The 17847-nt window shown below is 34.9% G+C and carries 33 protein-coding genes; 30 read left to right on the forward strand and 3 right to left on the reverse strand.

Features of this window, described 5'->3' with window-relative positions:
• The first annotated feature begins 20 nt into the window (after positions 1–20).
• A complete protein-coding gene (locus IGI80_RS11890; protein ID WP_438723629.1) occupies positions 21–203 on the forward strand; it encodes a hypothetical protein in 183 nt (60 codons plus the stop codon).
• On the opposite strand, the gene IGI80_RS11895 is transcribed toward IGI80_RS11890, so the two are convergent.
• The 3 genes from IGI80_RS11895 to IGI80_RS11905 all read right to left on the reverse strand — a co-directional run bounded on the left by IGI80_RS11895 (position 187) and on the right by IGI80_RS11905 (position 1698).
• On the reverse strand, positions 187–531 hold the full coding sequence (locus tag IGI80_RS11895) for a hypothetical protein (RefSeq protein WP_438723630.1): 345 nt from the start codon (positions 529–531) through the stop codon (positions 187–189). The genes IGI80_RS11890 and IGI80_RS11895 overlap by 17 nt on opposite strands.
• Before the next feature lie 197 nt (positions 532–728).
• Positions 729–902: a hypothetical protein gene (locus IGI80_RS11900; protein WP_438723632.1), complete on the reverse strand. Its 174-nt coding sequence runs from the start codon at positions 900–902 to the stop codon at positions 729–731.
• Between the two features lie 505 nt (positions 903–1407).
• Positions 1408–1698 carry a hypothetical protein gene (locus IGI80_RS11905; RefSeq protein WP_438723633.1) on the reverse strand — a complete coding sequence of 97 codons (291 nt, stop codon included), beginning with the start codon at positions 1696–1698 and terminating at the stop codon, positions 1408–1410.
• A 110-nt stretch (positions 1699–1808) separates the two neighbouring features.
• On the opposite strand from IGI80_RS11905, the gene IGI80_RS11910 reads away from it, so the two are divergent.
• The 29 genes from IGI80_RS11910 to IGI80_RS12050 all read left to right on the forward strand — a co-directional run bounded on the left by IGI80_RS11910 (position 1809) and on the right by IGI80_RS12050 (position 17729).
• Positions 1809–2060, forward strand: a complete 252-nt coding sequence (locus IGI80_RS11910) for a hypothetical protein (RefSeq protein ID WP_438723634.1) — start codon at positions 1809–1811, stop codon at positions 2058–2060.
• Between the two features lie 631 nt (positions 2061–2691).
• Complete coding sequence (locus tag IGI80_RS11915; protein WP_438723635.1) at positions 2692–2862, forward strand: hypothetical protein; 171 nt, start codon at positions 2692–2694, stop codon at positions 2860–2862.
• A gap of 277 nt (positions 2863–3139) precedes the next feature.
• The gene (locus IGI80_RS11920; RefSeq protein ID WP_438723636.1) at positions 3140–3913 is read left to right on the forward strand and encodes an ORF6N domain-containing protein; all 774 of its coding nucleotides are present in this window, start codon (positions 3140–3142) and stop codon (positions 3911–3913) included.
• 13 nt (positions 3914–3926) lie between these two features.
• Positions 3927–4121: a hypothetical protein gene (locus IGI80_RS11925; RefSeq protein WP_438723637.1), complete on the forward strand. Its 195-nt coding sequence runs from the start codon at positions 3927–3929 to the stop codon at positions 4119–4121.
• 254 nt (positions 4122–4375) lie between these two features.
• Positions 4376–4819 (forward strand): hypothetical protein, encoded by a 444-nt coding sequence (locus IGI80_RS11930; protein WP_438723639.1) that lies wholly within the window; start codon positions 4376–4378, stop codon positions 4817–4819.
• 12 nt (positions 4820–4831) lie between these two features.
• The gene (locus IGI80_RS11935) at positions 4832–5584 is read left to right on the forward strand and encodes a hypothetical protein (RefSeq protein ID WP_438723640.1); all 753 of its coding nucleotides are present in this window, start codon (positions 4832–4834) and stop codon (positions 5582–5584) included.
• Between the two features lie 115 nt (positions 5585–5699).
• A complete protein-coding gene (locus IGI80_RS11940) occupies positions 5700–6035 on the forward strand; it encodes a hypothetical protein (RefSeq protein ID WP_438723642.1) in 336 nt (111 codons plus the stop codon).
• Positions 6032–6259 (forward strand): hypothetical protein, encoded by a 228-nt coding sequence (locus IGI80_RS11945; protein WP_438723644.1) that lies wholly within the window; start codon positions 6032–6034, stop codon positions 6257–6259. The genes IGI80_RS11940 and IGI80_RS11945 overlap by 4 nt, the downstream gene beginning before the upstream one ends.
• A 94-nt stretch (positions 6260–6353) precedes the next feature.
• Positions 6354–6854 carry a hypothetical protein gene (locus IGI80_RS11950; protein ID WP_438723645.1) on the forward strand — a complete coding sequence of 167 codons (501 nt, stop codon included), beginning with the start codon at positions 6354–6356 and terminating at the stop codon, positions 6852–6854.
• Positions 6851–7519, forward strand: coding sequence for an AAA family ATPase (locus tag IGI80_RS11955; protein ID WP_438723647.1), 669 nt, complete (start codon positions 6851–6853; stop codon positions 7517–7519). Before IGI80_RS11950 ends, IGI80_RS11955 begins: the two co-directional genes overlap by 4 nt.
• A gap of 1 nt (position 7520) precedes the next feature.
• Positions 7521–8066 (forward strand): DUF669 domain-containing protein, encoded by a 546-nt coding sequence (locus tag IGI80_RS11960; RefSeq protein ID WP_438723648.1) that lies wholly within the window; start codon positions 7521–7523, stop codon positions 8064–8066.
• An 82-nt stretch (positions 8067–8148) separates the two neighbouring features.
• Positions 8149–9051, forward strand: coding sequence for a Lin1244/Lin1753 domain-containing protein (locus IGI80_RS11965; protein WP_438723650.1), 903 nt, complete (start codon positions 8149–8151; stop codon positions 9049–9051).
• Between the two features lie 3 nt (positions 9052–9054).
• Positions 9055–9573 (forward strand): hypothetical protein, encoded by a 519-nt coding sequence (locus IGI80_RS11970; RefSeq protein WP_438723651.1) that lies wholly within the window; start codon positions 9055–9057, stop codon positions 9571–9573.
• A 21-nt stretch (positions 9574–9594) separates the two neighbouring features.
• Positions 9595–10191: a hypothetical protein gene (locus IGI80_RS11975; protein WP_438723653.1), complete on the forward strand. Its 597-nt coding sequence runs from the start codon at positions 9595–9597 to the stop codon at positions 10189–10191.
• 249 nt (positions 10192–10440) lie between these two features.
• The gene (locus tag IGI80_RS11980; RefSeq protein ID WP_438723654.1) at positions 10441–10734 is read left to right on the forward strand and encodes a hypothetical protein; all 294 of its coding nucleotides are present in this window, start codon (positions 10441–10443) and stop codon (positions 10732–10734) included.
• 108 nt (positions 10735–10842) lie between these two features.
• Positions 10843–11763: a hypothetical protein gene (locus IGI80_RS11985; RefSeq protein ID WP_438723656.1), complete on the forward strand. Its 921-nt coding sequence runs from the start codon at positions 10843–10845 to the stop codon at positions 11761–11763.
• The gene (locus IGI80_RS11990) at positions 11760–12662 is read left to right on the forward strand and encodes a tyrosine-type recombinase/integrase (protein WP_438723657.1); all 903 of its coding nucleotides are present in this window, start codon (positions 11760–11762) and stop codon (positions 12660–12662) included. Before IGI80_RS11985 ends, IGI80_RS11990 begins: the two co-directional genes overlap by 4 nt.
• Position 12663: 1 nt before the next feature.
• The gene (locus IGI80_RS11995; RefSeq protein WP_438723659.1) at positions 12664–13185 is read left to right on the forward strand and encodes a hypothetical protein; all 522 of its coding nucleotides are present in this window, start codon (positions 12664–12666) and stop codon (positions 13183–13185) included.
• Positions 13186–13191: 6 nt separating this feature from the next.
• Complete coding sequence (locus IGI80_RS12000) at positions 13192–13524, forward strand: hypothetical protein (RefSeq protein WP_438723661.1); 333 nt, start codon at positions 13192–13194, stop codon at positions 13522–13524.
• A 15-nt stretch (positions 13525–13539) separates the two neighbouring features.
• The gene (locus tag IGI80_RS12005; protein ID WP_438724250.1) at positions 13540–13839 is read left to right on the forward strand and encodes a hypothetical protein; all 300 of its coding nucleotides are present in this window, start codon (positions 13540–13542) and stop codon (positions 13837–13839) included.
• Positions 13832–14281, forward strand: coding sequence for a Lar family restriction alleviation protein (locus tag IGI80_RS12010; RefSeq protein ID WP_438723662.1), 450 nt, complete (start codon positions 13832–13834; stop codon positions 14279–14281). The genes IGI80_RS12005 and IGI80_RS12010 overlap by 8 nt, the downstream gene beginning before the upstream one ends.
• Complete coding sequence (locus IGI80_RS12015) at positions 14278–14634, forward strand: DNA topoisomerase (RefSeq protein WP_438723663.1); 357 nt, start codon at positions 14278–14280, stop codon at positions 14632–14634. Before IGI80_RS12010 ends, IGI80_RS12015 begins: the two co-directional genes overlap by 4 nt.
• Entirely contained in the window at positions 14627–14836 is a 210-nt protein-coding gene (locus IGI80_RS12020; protein ID WP_317065494.1) for a hypothetical protein, read from the forward strand. Before IGI80_RS12015 ends, IGI80_RS12020 begins: the two co-directional genes overlap by 8 nt.
• Positions 14837–14848: 12 nt before the next feature.
• The gene (locus tag IGI80_RS12025) at positions 14849–15181 is read left to right on the forward strand and encodes a hypothetical protein (protein WP_438723665.1); all 333 of its coding nucleotides are present in this window, start codon (positions 14849–14851) and stop codon (positions 15179–15181) included.
• A complete protein-coding gene (locus IGI80_RS12030) occupies positions 15169–15447 on the forward strand; it encodes a hypothetical protein (protein ID WP_438723666.1) in 279 nt (92 codons plus the stop codon). The genes IGI80_RS12025 and IGI80_RS12030 overlap by 13 nt, the downstream gene beginning before the upstream one ends.
• Positions 15448–15459: 12 nt before the next feature.
• Positions 15460–15915, forward strand: a complete 456-nt coding sequence (locus IGI80_RS12035) for a hypothetical protein (RefSeq protein WP_438723667.1) — start codon at positions 15460–15462, stop codon at positions 15913–15915.
• Positions 15915–16526, forward strand: a complete 612-nt coding sequence (locus IGI80_RS12040; RefSeq protein WP_438722507.1) for a DUF3850 domain-containing protein — start codon at positions 15915–15917, stop codon at positions 16524–16526. Before IGI80_RS12035 ends, IGI80_RS12040 begins: the two co-directional genes overlap by 1 nt.
• Entirely contained in the window at positions 16527–16706 is a 180-nt protein-coding gene (locus IGI80_RS12045; RefSeq protein ID WP_438722506.1) for a hypothetical protein, read from the forward strand. It begins immediately after the preceding gene.
• Between the two features lie 531 nt (positions 16707–17237).
• Entirely contained in the window at positions 17238–17729 is a 492-nt protein-coding gene (locus IGI80_RS12050; RefSeq protein WP_438723668.1) for an ArpU family phage packaging/lysis transcriptional regulator, read from the forward strand.
• Positions 17730–17847: the final 118 nt, after the last annotated feature.

Here is a 17847-nt window from a genome sequence, read left to right on the forward strand (position 1 = left end):
AATGTAGAGGTGAAAAATTTATGAACACAGATAAAAGAACAGTGATTGCACTGGAAAGCATTGCAAAAAGCCTTAGCACTTTGGCAAAAGACGTTAAAGCTAATCGCGAATTGAGAGAAAAAAATATAAAAATATTTAGTGAGCTTGAAAATAAAGTTAATGATTTAGCAGAAGATCCTTTTGGTATTAAAGAAAAGGAGTAGCATTTTTGATTTTAGTTAAGAATGCTAAAACATCATCCATTCTATCTTTGAAAGTCGTTTCTAGTGAAGCGATAGCTTCGCTAGTCAAGGAAATATACCTAATCGTAGTAGCTGCTGGTCGCCCATTTATCCATTTTTGCTTTATTAATTCTAAACAAATGGATTTTACGTCTTCAATTGGTTTATTAGACATTAATTCAGAATGTACTTCTTCTAGTGAACCGAATTGAATAGCATATCTTCTTAAAATGCCAGACTTTCTACGTTGTAAATATGTTTTGTACATCAAAGATAATAGATATTTTGCTTCGTTAGTTAAATTATCCATTAATTTTCACCACCTTGTCAGTTATTTCAGTCTGTCACCCTGATAAGAAAATTATACAACAGTCATCAAAGGACAATAAGCTATGTAGGGAATTAAAGAGAAAGGAGGAGCTAAAGTGAAAATAACAATCGAAGGAACACCAGAAGAGATAGCAAAAATGCTCCAAGCTATTGAGAGTAGCAAGGAGCAAGAAAAAACTATGAATTATCAGCATCTTTAATAGCAGTATAAAAATGTTTGAACACATCTATTGTTTGTTGTTGATTAAGAGGCTCAAGACTAGGTTGTCCGTTTTGTAATTTATGATAAGTAATCATTTCTAAAGTTGCAACAGTTAACTCAACAGCAAGTTCTTTGTCAGTTTTACTCATAATATTCTCACCACCTTAAATTATTTCAGCATGCCAGTGCTGATAACTAATTATACGATGGCGCTTAAAAATCAAGAATATTATAGGTGTACCAAGGACAAAATTAAACAACCAACCTAGGAGAATGTAATGTGCAATTACACAATAACAAATACCGCCTACTAAGTAGACGGCAGACTAATCATTTTCATTTACCAATGGCATTTGCCTGAACTTGACCCATTGCTTTTCCGATACTAAACGGTTTAAACATTTCTTTAGTCGATGGCATCACGTCCTTCATGTTAACTGTTGTTAATGATGAAACTTTTGAAACTAAAAAAGGCTTGGTGTTTCTTCAATTTATAGAAAATAAAGATTTTTAAGAAAGGAACAGTGAGATGAAACTACCAAAAAAAACAGACTATAATTCTAAACCATATCCTAGCATTGAAGAAGCTACTAAACGGTCCAATTTTGTGGATTTGGTCATTAGTATAGTAGCATTAGCGATTGCTTTGTTTGTTTATTTTTTTAAGTAGGATAAAACACTGATAATTATCGCAATTACAGAAAGTATTCTAGTAATCAAACTACTCTGAAAAGTAAATAGTGCTTTTTTACCTTCAATGGTAATTGCGTAATAATTTCCATAATTCATTGCCGGAAATCCAGCAACTTCTCCCCATGTCCCATCAGGTAGTTGCTCAACTAACCTCTCATTAAGTAATAAATCTAAATGTTTATACTTTTCAGAGATTTTAACTTTTTTGAATATATTAGCAATCAATAGTTTCAAATAAATAGATGAATTCAAATTTCCACCTCCTCGGATCAAGTATACCAAACGAGGTGAAAGCGGACAAAAATATATAAATACGGGCAATGGAACAAATACAGACGGGATAAATGAGGAGGTAGAACACAATGAGTGAAGAGAAACAAAATGAAATAACAGTATCGCTAAGACTACAAGGCATCGATGAAGCAACAGAAAAATTAGAACGCTATGTTCAATTACTAAAAGAAACCAAAACGTTGGCAGACGAATTGGCTGCTATAAAGGAATACTACCAAAATACTCATGGAGTTAGTCCTGAGAAAATAAGTCTTGTTGCGGAGGGACGTAGCCAGTTATCTTTTGGGAAATATACTGTTTCGAAACAATTATTTCCTTAGAAATAGTCCCTCGAGAAGTTGTAATGGTTAATTTGTGTTTCTTACCAGTCAAACTTTCTCTGTATGGAAAAACTAGTATTCCTGAAACGGATTCAAACGGCTTCACAGTAAATACAGGCTGTAAAGGAGTTAATTCTTCAAAAGAGAAACCAATTACTTCTTCCGGGTCTGCACAGGTAACAATAAGGCCAGAACGTTCTCTATAGTCAACTTTATAAGTAGTTTCATAAGAAGAACCAAATTTTGAAAAGATATTAATTGTTGAATTATCTAGGATACTTAGTTCTGTAATAGTGCATGGTAGAGAACTTTTATTAGTGATTACTACTGGAATAAATAGTCTAAATTTATCCAAATAATATATGTCTGGATTTTCATCACTGTACCTATCAACTAAACACTCTATGGGTTGATCTAATAAAAGAATATCAATAGACGATCGTTTAGACCATTCATTTTTCAAGGTAAACAAAAAGGCTACGGTAGAAAAAATTAAAGAAGTTATCGGTATAATCCAGTTTTTTAAGTCATTAATCATGAATAGTTTCACCTCACTTTCATAGTGAAATTATACAACGGCGCTCAAAAATCAATAAGTTAAACAAGAAATTAAAGACAAGGAGGAAAGGAAATGGAAGAAGAAAAAGGATATCTTGATTCAATGAAACTGTTCCCAGAAACATCACCAATAGCAACATATATACAATTAATTAAGTGGATGAAAAAAGAAGAAATAAATAAGGAAGACCTAGCAATAGCGTGCCAAATCTTCCTATTAATTAACGATAAAACTACTAACTGAATGCGTCTAAAAAAGCATCTGTATTTTTATTTTGTTCTTCGTGTTGTTTTTGATGAATTGGGTCATTGTGTTTGAGTATTGCATCATAAGATTGTTTGTATAACTCAAGACTTTTTTAAACAATTTCTTCGGTTGTACCGTTTTGAGGGTTAGCCGAAACTACTGCAATAGCAAATTCACGAGCATTAATTAATTCGTTCATCATTCTCACCACCTTAAATTATTTCAGCAGACCACTTGCTGATAAGAAAATTATACCAGAAAGGAAGTAAACCGAATGAACCAACCACAAATTATTGAATTAAATAATCAACGGTTATTAACAACAGAGCAACTAGCAGAGTTTTACGGGGCTAGTGAAACACAAATCAAACAGAATTTTAACAATAACAAAGATAAATTTGTTGAAGGAAAACACTATTACAGATTAGAGGGGCAAGAACTAAAGGCTTTTAAGAGCCAAGTCGAAAATTTCGACCTGCCTATAAACAAGTTTGCTAGTCAGCTTATTCTGTATACCAAGCAAGGAGCTAGTCGCCATTCAAAAATGTTAAATACTGATCGTGCATGGGATATGTACGACGAGTTGGAAGAAAACTATTTTAATTCTAAACCGCAAATTAATGCGTCTGATTTAAGTCCAGAACTACAATTCATGAATAGTGTAGTTCAATCACTCGCAAAACAAGAAATGGCGAATAAACGCCTTGAAAATAAGGTAGATAACATCACAGATATTATCGCTTTAAATACAACTGATTGGCGTAAAGAATGCCGTAGCTTGGTTAATAAGATGGCAAAAACACAAGGTGAGTTTGGCGCTTATCAAGAAATACAAGCAGCAATTTATGACGAAGTAGACCGTCGGGCTGGATCATCATTGAAAACACGTTTGACTAATTTAAAAAATCGCATGGCTGGCGAGGGTGTTTCCAAATCTAAACGAGATAAAATGAACAAATTAGATGTAATTGATAGCGATAAGAGATTAAAAGAAATCTATTTAGCAGTTGTTAAAGATTTTGCTATTAAATATGGCATTTGGAAGTAGGAGGAAATGAAGAATGAAACAAATTGTTAACACGTTAGAAGCCAGTTTAATAGTAGTAGCAGTGGCATATATTGCGACCATTAATTTTACAGTAGCATTTGGATTAATCATTTTATTCACTGTATTCGATTTAATCAAAGAGCCAGGTAAGACTAAGAAACATCCTAGTAAAGCATCAGAGCCTGAAGCGTTTGATTATCATGAATGACTTATTAACATGTTGGCATTGTGGGAAAAAGTATTATCCTACCCGAAGTGATCAGATGTATTGTTCCAAGAATTGTCGATTAAGAGCATATTCACAGACAGCGAAAATTGTTAGAGCAGATGAAAAGAATCTACGGAAGCCGATGAATAAAACAAAAAGAGCCTACCTCGTTAGCAGACGAAGTTAGGCAAGGGATACGAAAAACTATGCTACCGGAAATATATCATAAAAGAATGAAAGGAGCAATAGAACCAATGAAAAATATTAATTTGAATTTAGCCGAGATCAATGAAGGAGCGATGCAAGAACAGTTTGATCATGAAATGGAGCAAGTCATGGAAAATATTCTAGACTTGAACACGGATCCGACGAAAAAAAGATTAGTAACCTTAACAGTTGAAGTAGTGGCAGATAAGAACCGTGAATTGTTAACTATGGTTTGTAAAAGTAAATCAAAATTGGTACCACGTGACGAAAGCGAAACGAAAGTTCTTTTCGGACGTAATATCGATACTGGTTATATTGAAGCAAACGAGTTAAAGTCCGGCGTTCGTGGCCAAATGTATATGGATCCCGAAGATTTACAAGTGAAAACCGATACGGGTGAATCAGTAGAGAAAATCGAACAACAGGAACAAGCAAAAAAAGAAAGCGAAGTAATTGATTTTAGACAGAAAGCGACAAATTCAAAATTTTAGGAGGATAAATCCATGACAGAAAATATTAAAGCAGCCATTGAATACGGAGTAGCATTACGAGAAGGACAAGAGGTTATTTATCAAGAAAATGATCGAACATTTTATGATGCTAACAAAGCTTCTTTGCGAGAACTCTTCCCAACGAAATACGCGGATACATTAACAGTAAATTCATTGACTGGACTGGTGCAGTACCTATTATCTAAATTTGATCAAGAAACTACTGATGATCCAGACGAGTTACTTGTTCACGTAGAAAGTCCTACGTCAGTGAAAGTATATGGCCGATTAAATGAGTTAGATAGAAAACGAGAAAGTCTAATTAAAGCAACAGCAATTTTAGATAAGTTTAACTATGGGTATTTCATGAATACGGAAGAATTTATTATCAATTTACAATCATTATTCGATAGAACGGAAGATTCAGAAGCGATTTTAAGATTTGCAAGTGCGGTCAGAATTGATAATGGGGCAACCATTAATGATAACGGAGTATCTCAAACAGCGACTGTGAAAACAGGTGCTTCTACAGTAGGGGAAGGTAGAGTACCTAGTCCTGCCGATCTACAACCTTATAGAACATTTTTAGAAGTACCACAACCAGAAAGCCAATTTATATTCCGCATTAATGAACAAGGCAATTGTGCATTATTTGAAGCAGACGGCGGCTTATGGAAATACCACGCAATGGAATCAATCAAAGCATTTTTAGAAGATGCTTTAAAAGAATTAATAGCAGCAAATAAATTAACAGTAATTGCTTAATAAAAAAAAAAATACCTCCTGCAGTTTCCGCTACAGGAGGCAATCGTTGAAAATAACTCATAGAATAGTGAGATTTAATACGATAAAAAATAAAATATGCTAAGGAGAGTATATCATGGAAAACGAAAAAATTCAAAGATTATTACAAGAATTAATAGATGAGTGTCAAAGGGAAGAGGTTACCTTTGTTTGCGGTTTATTAGATATGGCAACACAGGAACAACATACTATGCTGGGAGGAAGTTTATCCGAGCTAGTAGCTATTTTAAGCCGTATAGATGAAGAGTTCAGAAGAAAAGCAAAAGCTCACCCTTGTGATTGTGTAAAGTGCCAAGCAATAAAAGCTTTAATATCAGCTATGGAAGAGCAAGTAGAAAAAACATTTGAAACGGCTGAAGATAAGTCGTTAGACGAAAAACTAGCAGCATTTTTAAGAGGTGAGTTGAAATGATTGAAGTAAGAGGTCTAGGCGATGACATTTACGAATTAATGTTAGTAAATGCACAGAATAACATTGTCCAATCCATTCGAACATCTGCATCTTACGGCAATAAAAGCTGTGTGGTAAGCAGTAAAGGCGCTACAAAAACATTTTTAGAACAATTACAAATACAAGGTGTCGATTATATCGAATTGGAAGATGAGAAAATAAAACTATTTTGGGAGGGGTTGTAATGCCTGAATTTGACCGATTAGGGGCTAGACAAGAGCCGCCCGAAGAAAAAGAGCTGTTAGAGCCCAGATGGGAATATGACGAGGAGGAAGAGTAATGAACCTAGAAGAACTAACGAGACAACTTGAGCGACTTGAACAAGAAAAAGGGCTCAAGCTACGGGAATATACACAACGTATTCAAGAATTACAGTGGTTGCGAACAAAAGTGGAACAAGAATACCAACAAAAAATCAGTACAATCCAAGACCGAATGATTGAGCAAATGGCAGACGATGAAAAAGTAGAAACAGAAAGTTTCGTTTTAACCAAGAAACAGCCCAATTTGTCTCGTCCGGCAAATTATAAGTTACAGCTACCGAAAGACAAGGAAGAACGAGAACCATTTATCAATTACTTGCGGCAAGAGCATCCAGGGCTGATTAAAGCGACAACGGAATACAAACCCATTCAAAATGACTTCAAGAAATTAATTGCTGATGGGGTCTTCCATTTAACAGCGGACAATCAAGTCATAGATGATAATGGTTGTCTGATCCCGTATTTAAAAGTAAATGTAAAAGGCGTTGAAGTGAAAGTGAAGGTGAAAAAAGGATGAAGTTTTACCCGAATGGTTCAGTACCAGAACAGGCAAATATGTATTTTATTTATGGTGACGGCGGCACTGGTAAAACATCATTAACAAAGCAATTTCAAGGGAATAAGTGGATGATTACTTTTGATAAATCTACCAATCCGATTAGATTAGACAAAGATACATCGGTAGTAGTAATAGAAGAAAAAGACGCTCCTATTATTCAAAACTTAGTAGAAAAATCTATGCATAAAGTGCTAACTAATCCAGTGTATGAAGTAATTATTTTAGATAATGTCACCTCATTACAAAATTTAGTGTTAGAAAATATTGACGGAGCTTCAAAAGATAATCGTCAAAATTATCATAAATTACAATTGTGGTTTAGACGTTTAGGTATGCAATTAAGAGAAAGCAACAAAACGATTTATGCGACGGCCCACCAAGTAGACAATGGAACAAATGGGTTAGACGGCAAAGGGCGTTTCAGTCCAGATATGAATGAGAAAACGTTCAATGCCTTTACATCAATGTTTGATGTCGTAGGGCGGATTTATATGGACGGCGGCAAGCGTTTCATTGATTTAGACCCAGAGAATGGGAATCATGCAAAGAACCGTTTAGATGAAAGGAAAATCACCGAAGCAAGCGAACTACTAAACAATAATAAACAGGAAGAAGGAATATAAAATGACATTATTTATAACAGATTCTCAAAACGTTTTAGGTAAATCAGTAAAAGAAGAAGGAACATATAATGTGAGAATTCTTTCAGATTCAGAGTGTAAAAAAACAAAAGATACAAATAATGACATGGCAGTGTTCAATTATGAAGTTTTAGACGGACCGTATAAAGGCGGGAAAATTCTTTATAACAATGTTGTATGGGACCCGACAGATATTGAACTATCAGCAAAGAGATTTAATACGATTACAACTGCTGTGGGCATACCAGATGGGACACCAATTAACAGTATTCAACAACTAGTAAACGGACTGAAAGGAAAATCATTAAATATCACAGTCGGCTGGAAACAAAGCGATTATAACAAACGCTGGAATTTATCTGTTAAAGCCCATAACAAATTTGATGAAGAAGGTAGCAAATCAAATGGGGTAAAACGTCCGGACTATAATCATCAAGCACAAAATAATCAAAAAAGTGCACCACAGCAACAATCGTTTCCGGGAGTAGATCCATTTAATGGAATCACAGATGATGACCTTCCCTTTTGAGCAACAAACAGCACTATTTGATTCACTGAATCCACCACTATAGCGAGGGAGTTTTCTCCCTCTTATCTAAGGAGGCGATAAAGTGGCAAGGCCATATAAACAAGGCGTTGACTACTACTCAGTAGATGTTGATTTTTTGAAAGATATTAAGTATCGAAAAATTCGAAAATCGTGTGGACCACAAACTTGTGAGATACTACTTTGCCTGCTGGGCTATATCTATGGAGACATGGGATATTTCTTGCGGTGGGATGAAGATTCGGCGTTCTTAGTTACTGACGATGTCGGGGCGAAAGAGGGCCTAGTAAAAGAAGTTGTAACCAAAGCGGTACAAGTGGGATTTTTTGATCATGATAAATATCAAAAATATAAAATCTTAACATCAAATGGTATTCAAAAAAGATATAAATTGATGACATCTAAGCGGAAAGAAGTAGTCATGCAAGAAGAGTATTTGGTTATTGATGGAAATAACCCACCTTCAACTGTAGTTAAGGGTGTCGATAATACACAAAGAGAAAGAGAAAGTAAAAGAGAAAGTAAAGTAAAGAAAACATCTTGTAAATATTCTGACGAACATTTACGACTTGCTGAAAAGTTAAAAAATAATTTAATCGATGACTTTCCAAGTGAAATGAAAAAAGTGAAGATTGAAAAATGGGCTGATGTTTTTCGATTGATTGAAAAACAAGACAAACAAAGTATTGAAGCCGTTGATTATGTTTTGGATTGGTTACCAACAAATCAGTTTTGGTTTGGAAACATCAGAAGCGCTTCAAAGTTCAGAGCACAGTTCGAGAAACTAAAATTCGAGATTAAAAAAGAAAAAGAACGTGCTAAACAACCAAAAACACATTATAGACAGCAACCAATCCGCCAAGAAAGTAAGCCAGAATGGCTTGATAAGCCACGCGAGGATGAAAAGGTTTCTGAAGAAAAGCAAGCTGATTTAAAACGACAAATACAAGAATTGTCGGGAGGGTAGTGAATGACAAAGTACCCGACACAAGAATCGAAAATTAGGCGCCAAAAACATGTGGCGAATATGCGTCATGAAGCAATGAAAAATATTTATGAGCTAGGCTATCCTTTTGGATACTTCAAAGCCAGTTGCCAATTTGCGATTGAAACGCCTATAGGTGTTATTGATTACTTCGGGATAAATGGCACTTGGGTTGTTCGCAAAGGACAAGATCGAGGAAAAAGCATACGCAAAATGAAGCAGTATATCAAAAACAGAGCAGGTGATCTCGTGGAAAAAGTAAAAGTTGTGAAATGCAGTGGGTACCTGGATAAAGATGGTAACATCACTAATCAAATTAAGCAGGCAATGCATTATACAGACGATGAATTAGCGAATCTTGCTGCAGAAGTGGCAGGTGGAAAGGTCGTAAACGTAGTAATTCCACCAGAAAAGTCAAAACAACCGCTAGAAAAAGCAAATCCCACACCAGAAGAAACAAAAAAGAAAACCAAGAGCAATCAGTCTTGGATGAATAAAAAATGAATTAAGCGAAAGGATGAGCTTATGGAACTGAATCTGGGGGAAACCTATGAATTTAGAGCGCATGGACGTTACAACAAGCAGTTTCACGGGGTACTAGAAAAGCTCTACGAGCATAGTGTAATGGTCTATTTGCCGGAAACAAACGATCGAGCAATTATTAGCAAAAAATATGTATTGAAACACATTAAAACTAAAAAATCAGAGGAGACAAAACGCATGAAATTTAATCTAAAGACAGCAACTTTATTATTACCAGCAACAATTGGAGCAGAAGGAAAAGAATGTATGGTGATTTCAAAAAGCGGAGTAGCTTTAAGTGGTTCAGTGGTAAGACGACTAAACAAGCCGAAATGGGTTCAATTATACTTTGACGAAGCAAAACAAGCATTCTTTGTACTTCCATGCCAAGCCACTGATGAAGGGGCAAGAAGTTGCGTGAGCCTTAAACCCAATAAAAAAGCAGGTTATCGCAAGAGTTGGAAGGGGCGTATTTTGAAAACAGTAGCAGAAGTAGCCAAGATGGATATTGAAAATCATCGTTACTATGTAGATCCAGAAGAAGTGGAGGGCTATCCAACTGCGCTTGGTTTTGATTTAACAAAGGCGGTAAAAAATTAATGGGTAAGAGAGGCAAACGGATAAAAAAGCAAAATCGAAAACGAAAAAATGCAACAATTGCCAACGGCACATACAATAAGCGAGGTAAAAGCGATGGTGTGTATAAAGTGCAAGGGAGAACGGATTATTTGGATCAAGGACAAATACGGTCGTGTAAAAGCTAAACCATGCCCAGTATGTAATCGTGAAGGGAATAATGTTAGGAACGAATTAAAAACACTAAACAAATAACAGAGGAGGTATAAAACTTTGACTAGAGAAGAAACTACAACACTTGGTTGTATCGCTACAGTATTGTTCATACCAATAGCAGTAGCTATAAGCGGTTGGACAACAATGTATTTATGGAATGGGCTTATCAGTTCTACTTTTGGGTTAGTAACATTAAATTTTTGGCAGGCAGCAGGTTTAGACGTGTTTATAAGTTATATGATCCCAGGCGGCGACAAAGATGGGCGTTTGACCATAGAAGCAATAGTTGGAGCTTTGGCTAAAACTTTAATTATGTTGTTTATTGGCTGGATTATTATTCAAAATATTTAATTAATCAGAAAGGAGTGGAGTTTTGCGGCCGCATTAAAAAGCTTTTTGCTCCTTAAAAAACGATGAAACTAACAACAGAAAAAATAAATGAATGCAGAGGTGATCAACTTGTCTATATTAATTAAAGATAAATTCGAAGCTTGGCAAAAGGAAGCTCAGGATCGTTTCGATCAGTTAAAAGCAAATGAAGAAGAATTAAATAAAATTTTTATTGAACTTTATGGATTACAAGATGAACTAGACTACCACGTTGACGATAAAGAAGTTTCGGTGTCCTTAGCAGATAGAGAACGTGATATCAAGTCACTTATTAGCTATGCAGTTGGCTGTATGTTCGGACGCTATTCACTAGATGAAGAAGGATTAATATTTGCAGGTGGAGAATTCGACATGTCTCGTTACCACAAATTTTTACCCAACGAAAAAAACTGCTTGTACATCACTGATGACTTGTACGATATCGATGACGATCAAGACATCGTTAATAAATTTATTGAATTTATTACGGTTGTTTACGGAAAAGAAACACTTGAAGAAAATCTTGATTATATTGCCGATGTGTTGCCTGCAAGTGGAAAAAGTCGAGATAAGATACGTAAATACTTTGTAGACGGCTTTTATAAAGATCACTTAAAAACGTATAAAAAGCGCCCAATTTATTGGCAGTTTGATTCTGGTAAAGAAAACAGTTTGAAGGCTCTCATGTACCTTCACCGATATCAACCAGAAAATCTCATGTATCTGCAAACGGATATTATCTCAAAATTAGAAGGCTTCTATTTTCGCCGATCGGAATTAAGAATGAATCAAAAAGAGCTGTCAACAGTTAAAAAAGATCAAAAAAAATATAAAGAAGAACTGCAAAAACTGTCAAAACAGTTAAAAGAATTGTCTGAATTTAAAAAAAGGTTGTTTCCGTTAACAGCAATGGATATTCAACTTAATTTAGATGATGGTGTTGTTGTGAATTATGAAAAACTGCAGACGGATTATTTGGGAAGAAATATGAAAATATTGGCGAGGAGATGATTTTTGTGATGTGGGAAGAATTGCAGCTTTGGGCAGAAACATATCGCAAGCCATTTATTCAAGAGGTAACATTTTTAAAATATGAGCGCACGGTTGAAATAATTAGAGATTTTTTTGGATCGAAACCAACAGCTGAAATAAAGCGCATAGAGCTGCAAAAGTTTTTTAATTTTTTGAGTGATTGTTACGGAAAACGAACAATTAAAACACATTATCAGCATGTTCATGCGTTTTATCAATCGCTCGTCGATGATGGCGAAATTGACCGAAATCCGATGAATAACATCCGATTTTCTGGTGTTGAAAAAAACAAGAAAAAGAAATTTCTTGAAGTTGATGATGCAAACGAGTTGTCTCGCCATTTAGATTTGAAAAATGATAACGATTTGATGATCTATGTTGCACTAAAAACAGGCCTTCGATTTGCTGAAGTTTTAGGACTTACGAAAAATGATTTTTACAAAAAAGGTGATGTCTGCATGATGTCCATTAATAAAACATTTGATTATAAAAAAACGAAACAATTTAAAACTACGAAAACAAATTCTAGTATCAGAGATATCTCAATCGACAGTCGTTTAAGCGATAATGTTATTCGTTTTGCAAATTCTAAAGGTGTAGCAGCTGACGAGTCGATTTTTGGGTGCAAAGCAACAGCAACGCTTAATCGTCGGCTTTTTGAGCTGTGCTCTGAAAATGATATTGAGCCAATAAGCTTTCATGGGCTAAGACATACTCACGGTAGCATGCTTTTGATGCAAGGTATCCCAATGATTTCAGTGTCTAAGCGGCTTGGACACGCTAGCTTGAGCATCACTCAAGATGTTTACATTCACTTGATGAAAGCGCAAGAACAAGAAGACAACGAGCATATCGTTAATTTAATGGAGGCGATTTAATGTGAAACAACGACGTTGGAGTGAAGATGAAGAAATTTATCTTGATTACTTTTTGCATGAACCAGATCAAGATTTTAAAGCAGTTGCAGAATTTTTAGGACGAAGCGTTAAAAGTGTTAGCGGAAAAGCAGACAGAATGCGTAAGCTTGAAAAAAATAAAAGATATCTTAAAAAACGGCATCCCTACTCAGAAAAAGAGATCGAATTTTTAAAACGTAACTATCAAACGATGAAATACAAAGAAATAGCAGTCGCATTGAGAAGATCAGAAATATCTGTGCAAAAAAAGGCATGGCGTCTAGGATTAGAGAAGTTGCATAAACCAATTGAGAAAAAAGAAGAAATACTACGACTTAATGCTAAAGGCTTAAACAGTAAAGAAATTGGGAACATCGTAAACTTGCCGCCAAAAGTAATTAGAGAGTTTTGCACTCGTCAAGGCGTTAAGAATGTGCCTGTCGAAAAAGAAGAATATCAAAAGAAATTTAGAGAAATGGAGACTGCACGTTTTGCAGTGAGGTGAAAATCAATGGAAAAAGCGTTACTTTTAACAAAATATGAACTTGATCATCGTGATCGAGCGCGAGTGATCGAGCTGAATCTTGATCAAAAAACAATCGATTGGATAAAAAGATATTTTAACCAAGCGATTCTTAGGACAGATGTTTCTCTTTATGTGATGGATATGTTTTTTGATCCGATTGGCGCAAAAGACATTAGCGAACGTTTTTGTTTAAAAAATGTGATCGTTTCAAAAAGCTATCTTGACGTTCCTGGTGTGAGAAAGGTTTTTGGGAAAATTGACATTAAAGAGGACTGGATGCCCGATTTCAGAGCTGATGAACTTCCTTGGAAAATTTGAAAGCGAGTGAAGAAGATGATTCCAAAGGTCGAAGTCGGACAGGTTTATAAACTAGTCGGTTCAAATCCGCCCTCATTTGGAAAAATTAACAAAGTAACAGAACAACAAGTTTGGGATGAAGATTATTTGAATATTATTGAGTTGCCAAATTTAGCATGGAGCGATTGGTATCAGTGGGTAGGAGAAGAAGTTTATTGCCTACATGGAGCTGGCTTTGAAGTTAATCGTTTAGCTAAAGCGACTAGTGAAGAGATAGCTATTTATGAGCGAAAAGTAGCTGAACACGAAAGTTATTGGAGGGCAAGTAATGAGTGAAGTTTATGTGAAGCCATGTCCGTTTTGTGGATCGGAAAAAATTAGTTTCAATGCATTTAGTATTTCACCAGATGCTTATGTATTATGCAAACAGTGCAATGTAAGCATTGAAATTTCTGTTCCGTGGGATGATATGGATGAAAAAGAGCACGATAAAGTTTGTTTTGAAAAATTATCAGTCCTTTGGAATAAAAGAGCTTCTGAAAGCAATCAACCAGAACTCAACGAAAATCAGCAGATTGTACTTGATTGGTTGAAAGAATCATGCAAATTATACGGATTACGTGAAGTTATTGAAATCATAGGATTTTTGCCAACTACTGGTGGAAAAATGAAGTATAAGCAAGTAGCTTATGCATATGCTGATTTAAATGAGGTTGAATTATCGCAAGTTATCCAAGTATTTAGCCAGTGGGATATTGAACAGGAGGAAGCAGAATGAGTGATTATTTAGATCGAATAAAAAAGATAATGGAGCTTAAATCAAGAGCCGAAGCTCTAGAGGTTATGGAAGAATCTTTAAAAAAAGGGTTTAAATATGTGGTCAGAGACTGCGACAGCGAGTATCTTTCCTTCTTTTCCTTGAAGCCTAAAAAATATATGGAACTAGAATCGTGGGGATATGTTAATGAAAATGCACAAGGTGCATTGCCATCAATCGTGGTTCTTAGAAATACAGATATTACTGAAATTTCATGGCGTAATAAACAACCGATCATAATTACTGAATTTTTGAAGTATCAAAAAGCTGGACTAGAAGAGGAACTTTTCAGAGTGGAGGAAGCAAATGATTGAATACTTTATTAAGTATGTTTTTCCGTTCGCAGTAGGCTATCTTCCTATGCAAGCAGCAATGAGTATCTTTGAGCACAAAATATTGAAAAATCAAAAATATAGATGGTGGACTAAGCTGTTAATTTTAATAGCATTAGCTGTTACCGCGATTTTAGTCATGTTCATGATTGCAAAAATTCTATATATTACAGACATTTGGTAAAGGGGAAGCGGAATGAGTGAATTGAATCAATTAATTGGTTTTCTTGAAGAACAATTAACAGTAAGCGAACCAACACCTGATTATACTAGGCATAATCAGGAAGTTATAACATATATTGAATATCTAAAATCAATGAAGCAACCGAAACTCAACGAAAATCAGCAGAAATACCTCAAACTATTAAAATGTGCTTATGAAAAATTTGGCAATGTGCATGACGCCATCTTCTTTAGTTTAGTTGATTATGAAAAAAGATGGGGGTTACCTGCCAGAGAGTTCTTTCAAGTGTTATATACTTTAAAAGTTTGGGTGTTGGAACAGGAGGAAACGGAATGGATAAATTAGTTTGCGTTCAATATTGCCCAGAATTAATTTGTGAATGGATTGATGAAGTAATCTTGCCAAATAAGGCAGATGGAACTACAACTGCTCAACAAATTGCGGAAGAAGTCGTTTTTGAATGTAAAGAAAGGCTTGATAGTGAAACAGCAGAAGTTGATTTTTACTTAACAAGCTGTCATGATCCACTGATTGATTCATGGGTCGTAATACCTGGTCATGAAGAAATTTTAGTAGGATATATTCAAGCTGTTTTTAATACATGGGAATAGGAGGCATTATCATTGCTAACTACTCTAAAAGTATACAAAGAAGGGTTTAACGAAAAGATTCGAATTGGTGATTCTATTGAGTATGCGGGCGATAAGTATATTATTATTCGCATACTTGAAATAAAAAAACTGTATTTTAGCAAATCTATAAGGTTAGAAGTAAGAATTTTGGCTCAAAAAGTAGGAGAGCCAACTAATTATAACGAATATAAAAAACAGGCTCAGCTAATCAATCGTTATGACCAAAGCAAAGACAGCAAACGAATGGCAAAAATCGGCGATATTATAATTGTGGATAAGAAAATTGCTTATGAAGTAATTTCAATTAATAGTATTCACTATGAGTTTGTGGATCTGGTTGTTGAATACACAGTTAAAATGATTGCTCCTTGGAATCAGCATGAGCTAAATAAAGCGTTGAAAGATGAGCGTAAAAGTACATTTAAGGTATTGGAAGGTGGAAAGTAATGGATAAAGAAAGTTTATTAATAAATTTAGCGGCAAAGACAACTAGTGCTGGTGTGGTAAAGTTAGAAAGTACAGATATTTTAAAGCGTGAATACTACAAAGGAATGTATGTTGGCTTTTCTAAGTCAAGAAAGTTAGTTGAACAACTAGACGAACCGAAAAAAGTCGTATTGCCTCGATCAGTGGCTGAAATGATTGAAACCTACCGAGAAAAAGAAATCAGTTTAGCATATTTAATGAGATATTTTAAAGGCTGGCATAACAAAGTTGATAAAGGCACCATGGATAGCAAAGCTTTAGCTTGGATTGTAAATAATTTAGAAGAGTTTTTAGATGCTTGGATTCATGGCTACGAAGTAGAGGAAGAGCAAACCATTCACGAGCTTAAAATTTTACCAGAATACTTTGAAGCGGTTGTTTCAGGTAATAAACGTTTTGAAATCCGTAAGAATGACCGTAACTATCAAAAAGGCGATATCTTACGCTTGAATGAATACCAATATGGACAATATACAGGTAATGTCAATATTGCAGAAATAACTTATATTACAGATTATGCCCAACAAGATGGTTATGTCGTTTTAGGTATTGAATTGTTTGAGGACGAATAAATGGAAGATATCTTAATTATACTGGCATTAGTACTTTACTTTTTGTTAGGCTACATTGTTGGTGAACGTAAATATCATAGAAAAATAAGCGCTGCGTTTTACTATGAACGAGAATTACCTACAAGTGACTATCAAAAAGGATGGCTTGATTGTTTATATTTTGTAATGAAGCGATACTAAAAAATAAACGTTTTTAATTAATTGCAACTTTTTTACAACAATTAGCTGATTTTTGCAACCAATAAAAAAGCCAGCCGACCACTGGCTGACTACAACATGATTGAAAGCGAATATTCACCAGAAAAGATCAACTAGTTTCCGCTAATTAATCCGTGGATAAGACCTTTACCTTAAAACATAATATCATGAAAAAAAATCCTTCTCAAAAAAGTTGCTCAAAACAAAAATAGCCAACTGAACCGCTCAGCTGGCTAATTAAAGGAGTTGATCACTATACAAATGACAACTAACATAATTATGCCATGTAAAATGTTTTGTTTCAACAAATTAGCAGCAAACAAAAAAACTCAACCAGTTTTTTCTAGTCGAGTTTTTTCAGATGACATCATTCAGGATGAATTGAGTTATCTTTATAATAACATAAAAAATGATGCACCTCAACAAACGGCATAAAAAAAGCTGGATTGCTCCAGCTAACGGGATAATATTATTGACTAGTGATATTATACTACAGCGGAGGGATCGAGGCAAATGAATTTAGTTCCAGAAATTGACGTTAAGCAGACGAGAGACAACGCTAGAAGAGTTTTAAAAAGCTGTCGTACTTTACAACGTAGAAGCGGTATAGTTGTGAGCCTTGAATCACCGTTGTTATCAAATATGCCGCGTTATCGTAGCAATAGAAATAATGTAGAACATTCAATGATCAAGTGGCTTGGCAACGTCAACAAGTTTTATATTAACGAAAATAAGAAGTTTAGAGAAATACTGCAAGCGATCGATACCGCGTTAAAGTCATTATCAGAGGTTTCTAGAAAAATTTTGTATTATTCTTATTGTGTGGCTGATCCCTACAGTATGGCTAAGTTAAGTACAATTATAAAAGTATACCGCGAAAACGAGTTTGGCCAAGTAGAAGAAATCACTTATAGTATAAAGAATATTGAAAAGTTAAAAAACAATGCATTACTCGAATTTGCAGAGGCGTATCATTACGAAAATTTGATTGTTCAAAAAAAATAGGGTTTTTTTAGGGTTTATTTAGGGTTTTTAATCGGAAATCCATGTTATTATGGTATCATCGGAAGATTCCGAGAGAGACATTCAGTTGGGCTTTTCGAGGGCTATATTCTGATCCGGT

It is taken from the genome of Enterococcus sp. DIV1420a, assembly GCF_051712165.1.
In the GTDB taxonomy this organism is placed as follows: domain Bacteria; phylum Bacillota; class Bacilli; order Lactobacillales; family Enterococcaceae; genus Enterococcus; species Enterococcus faecalis.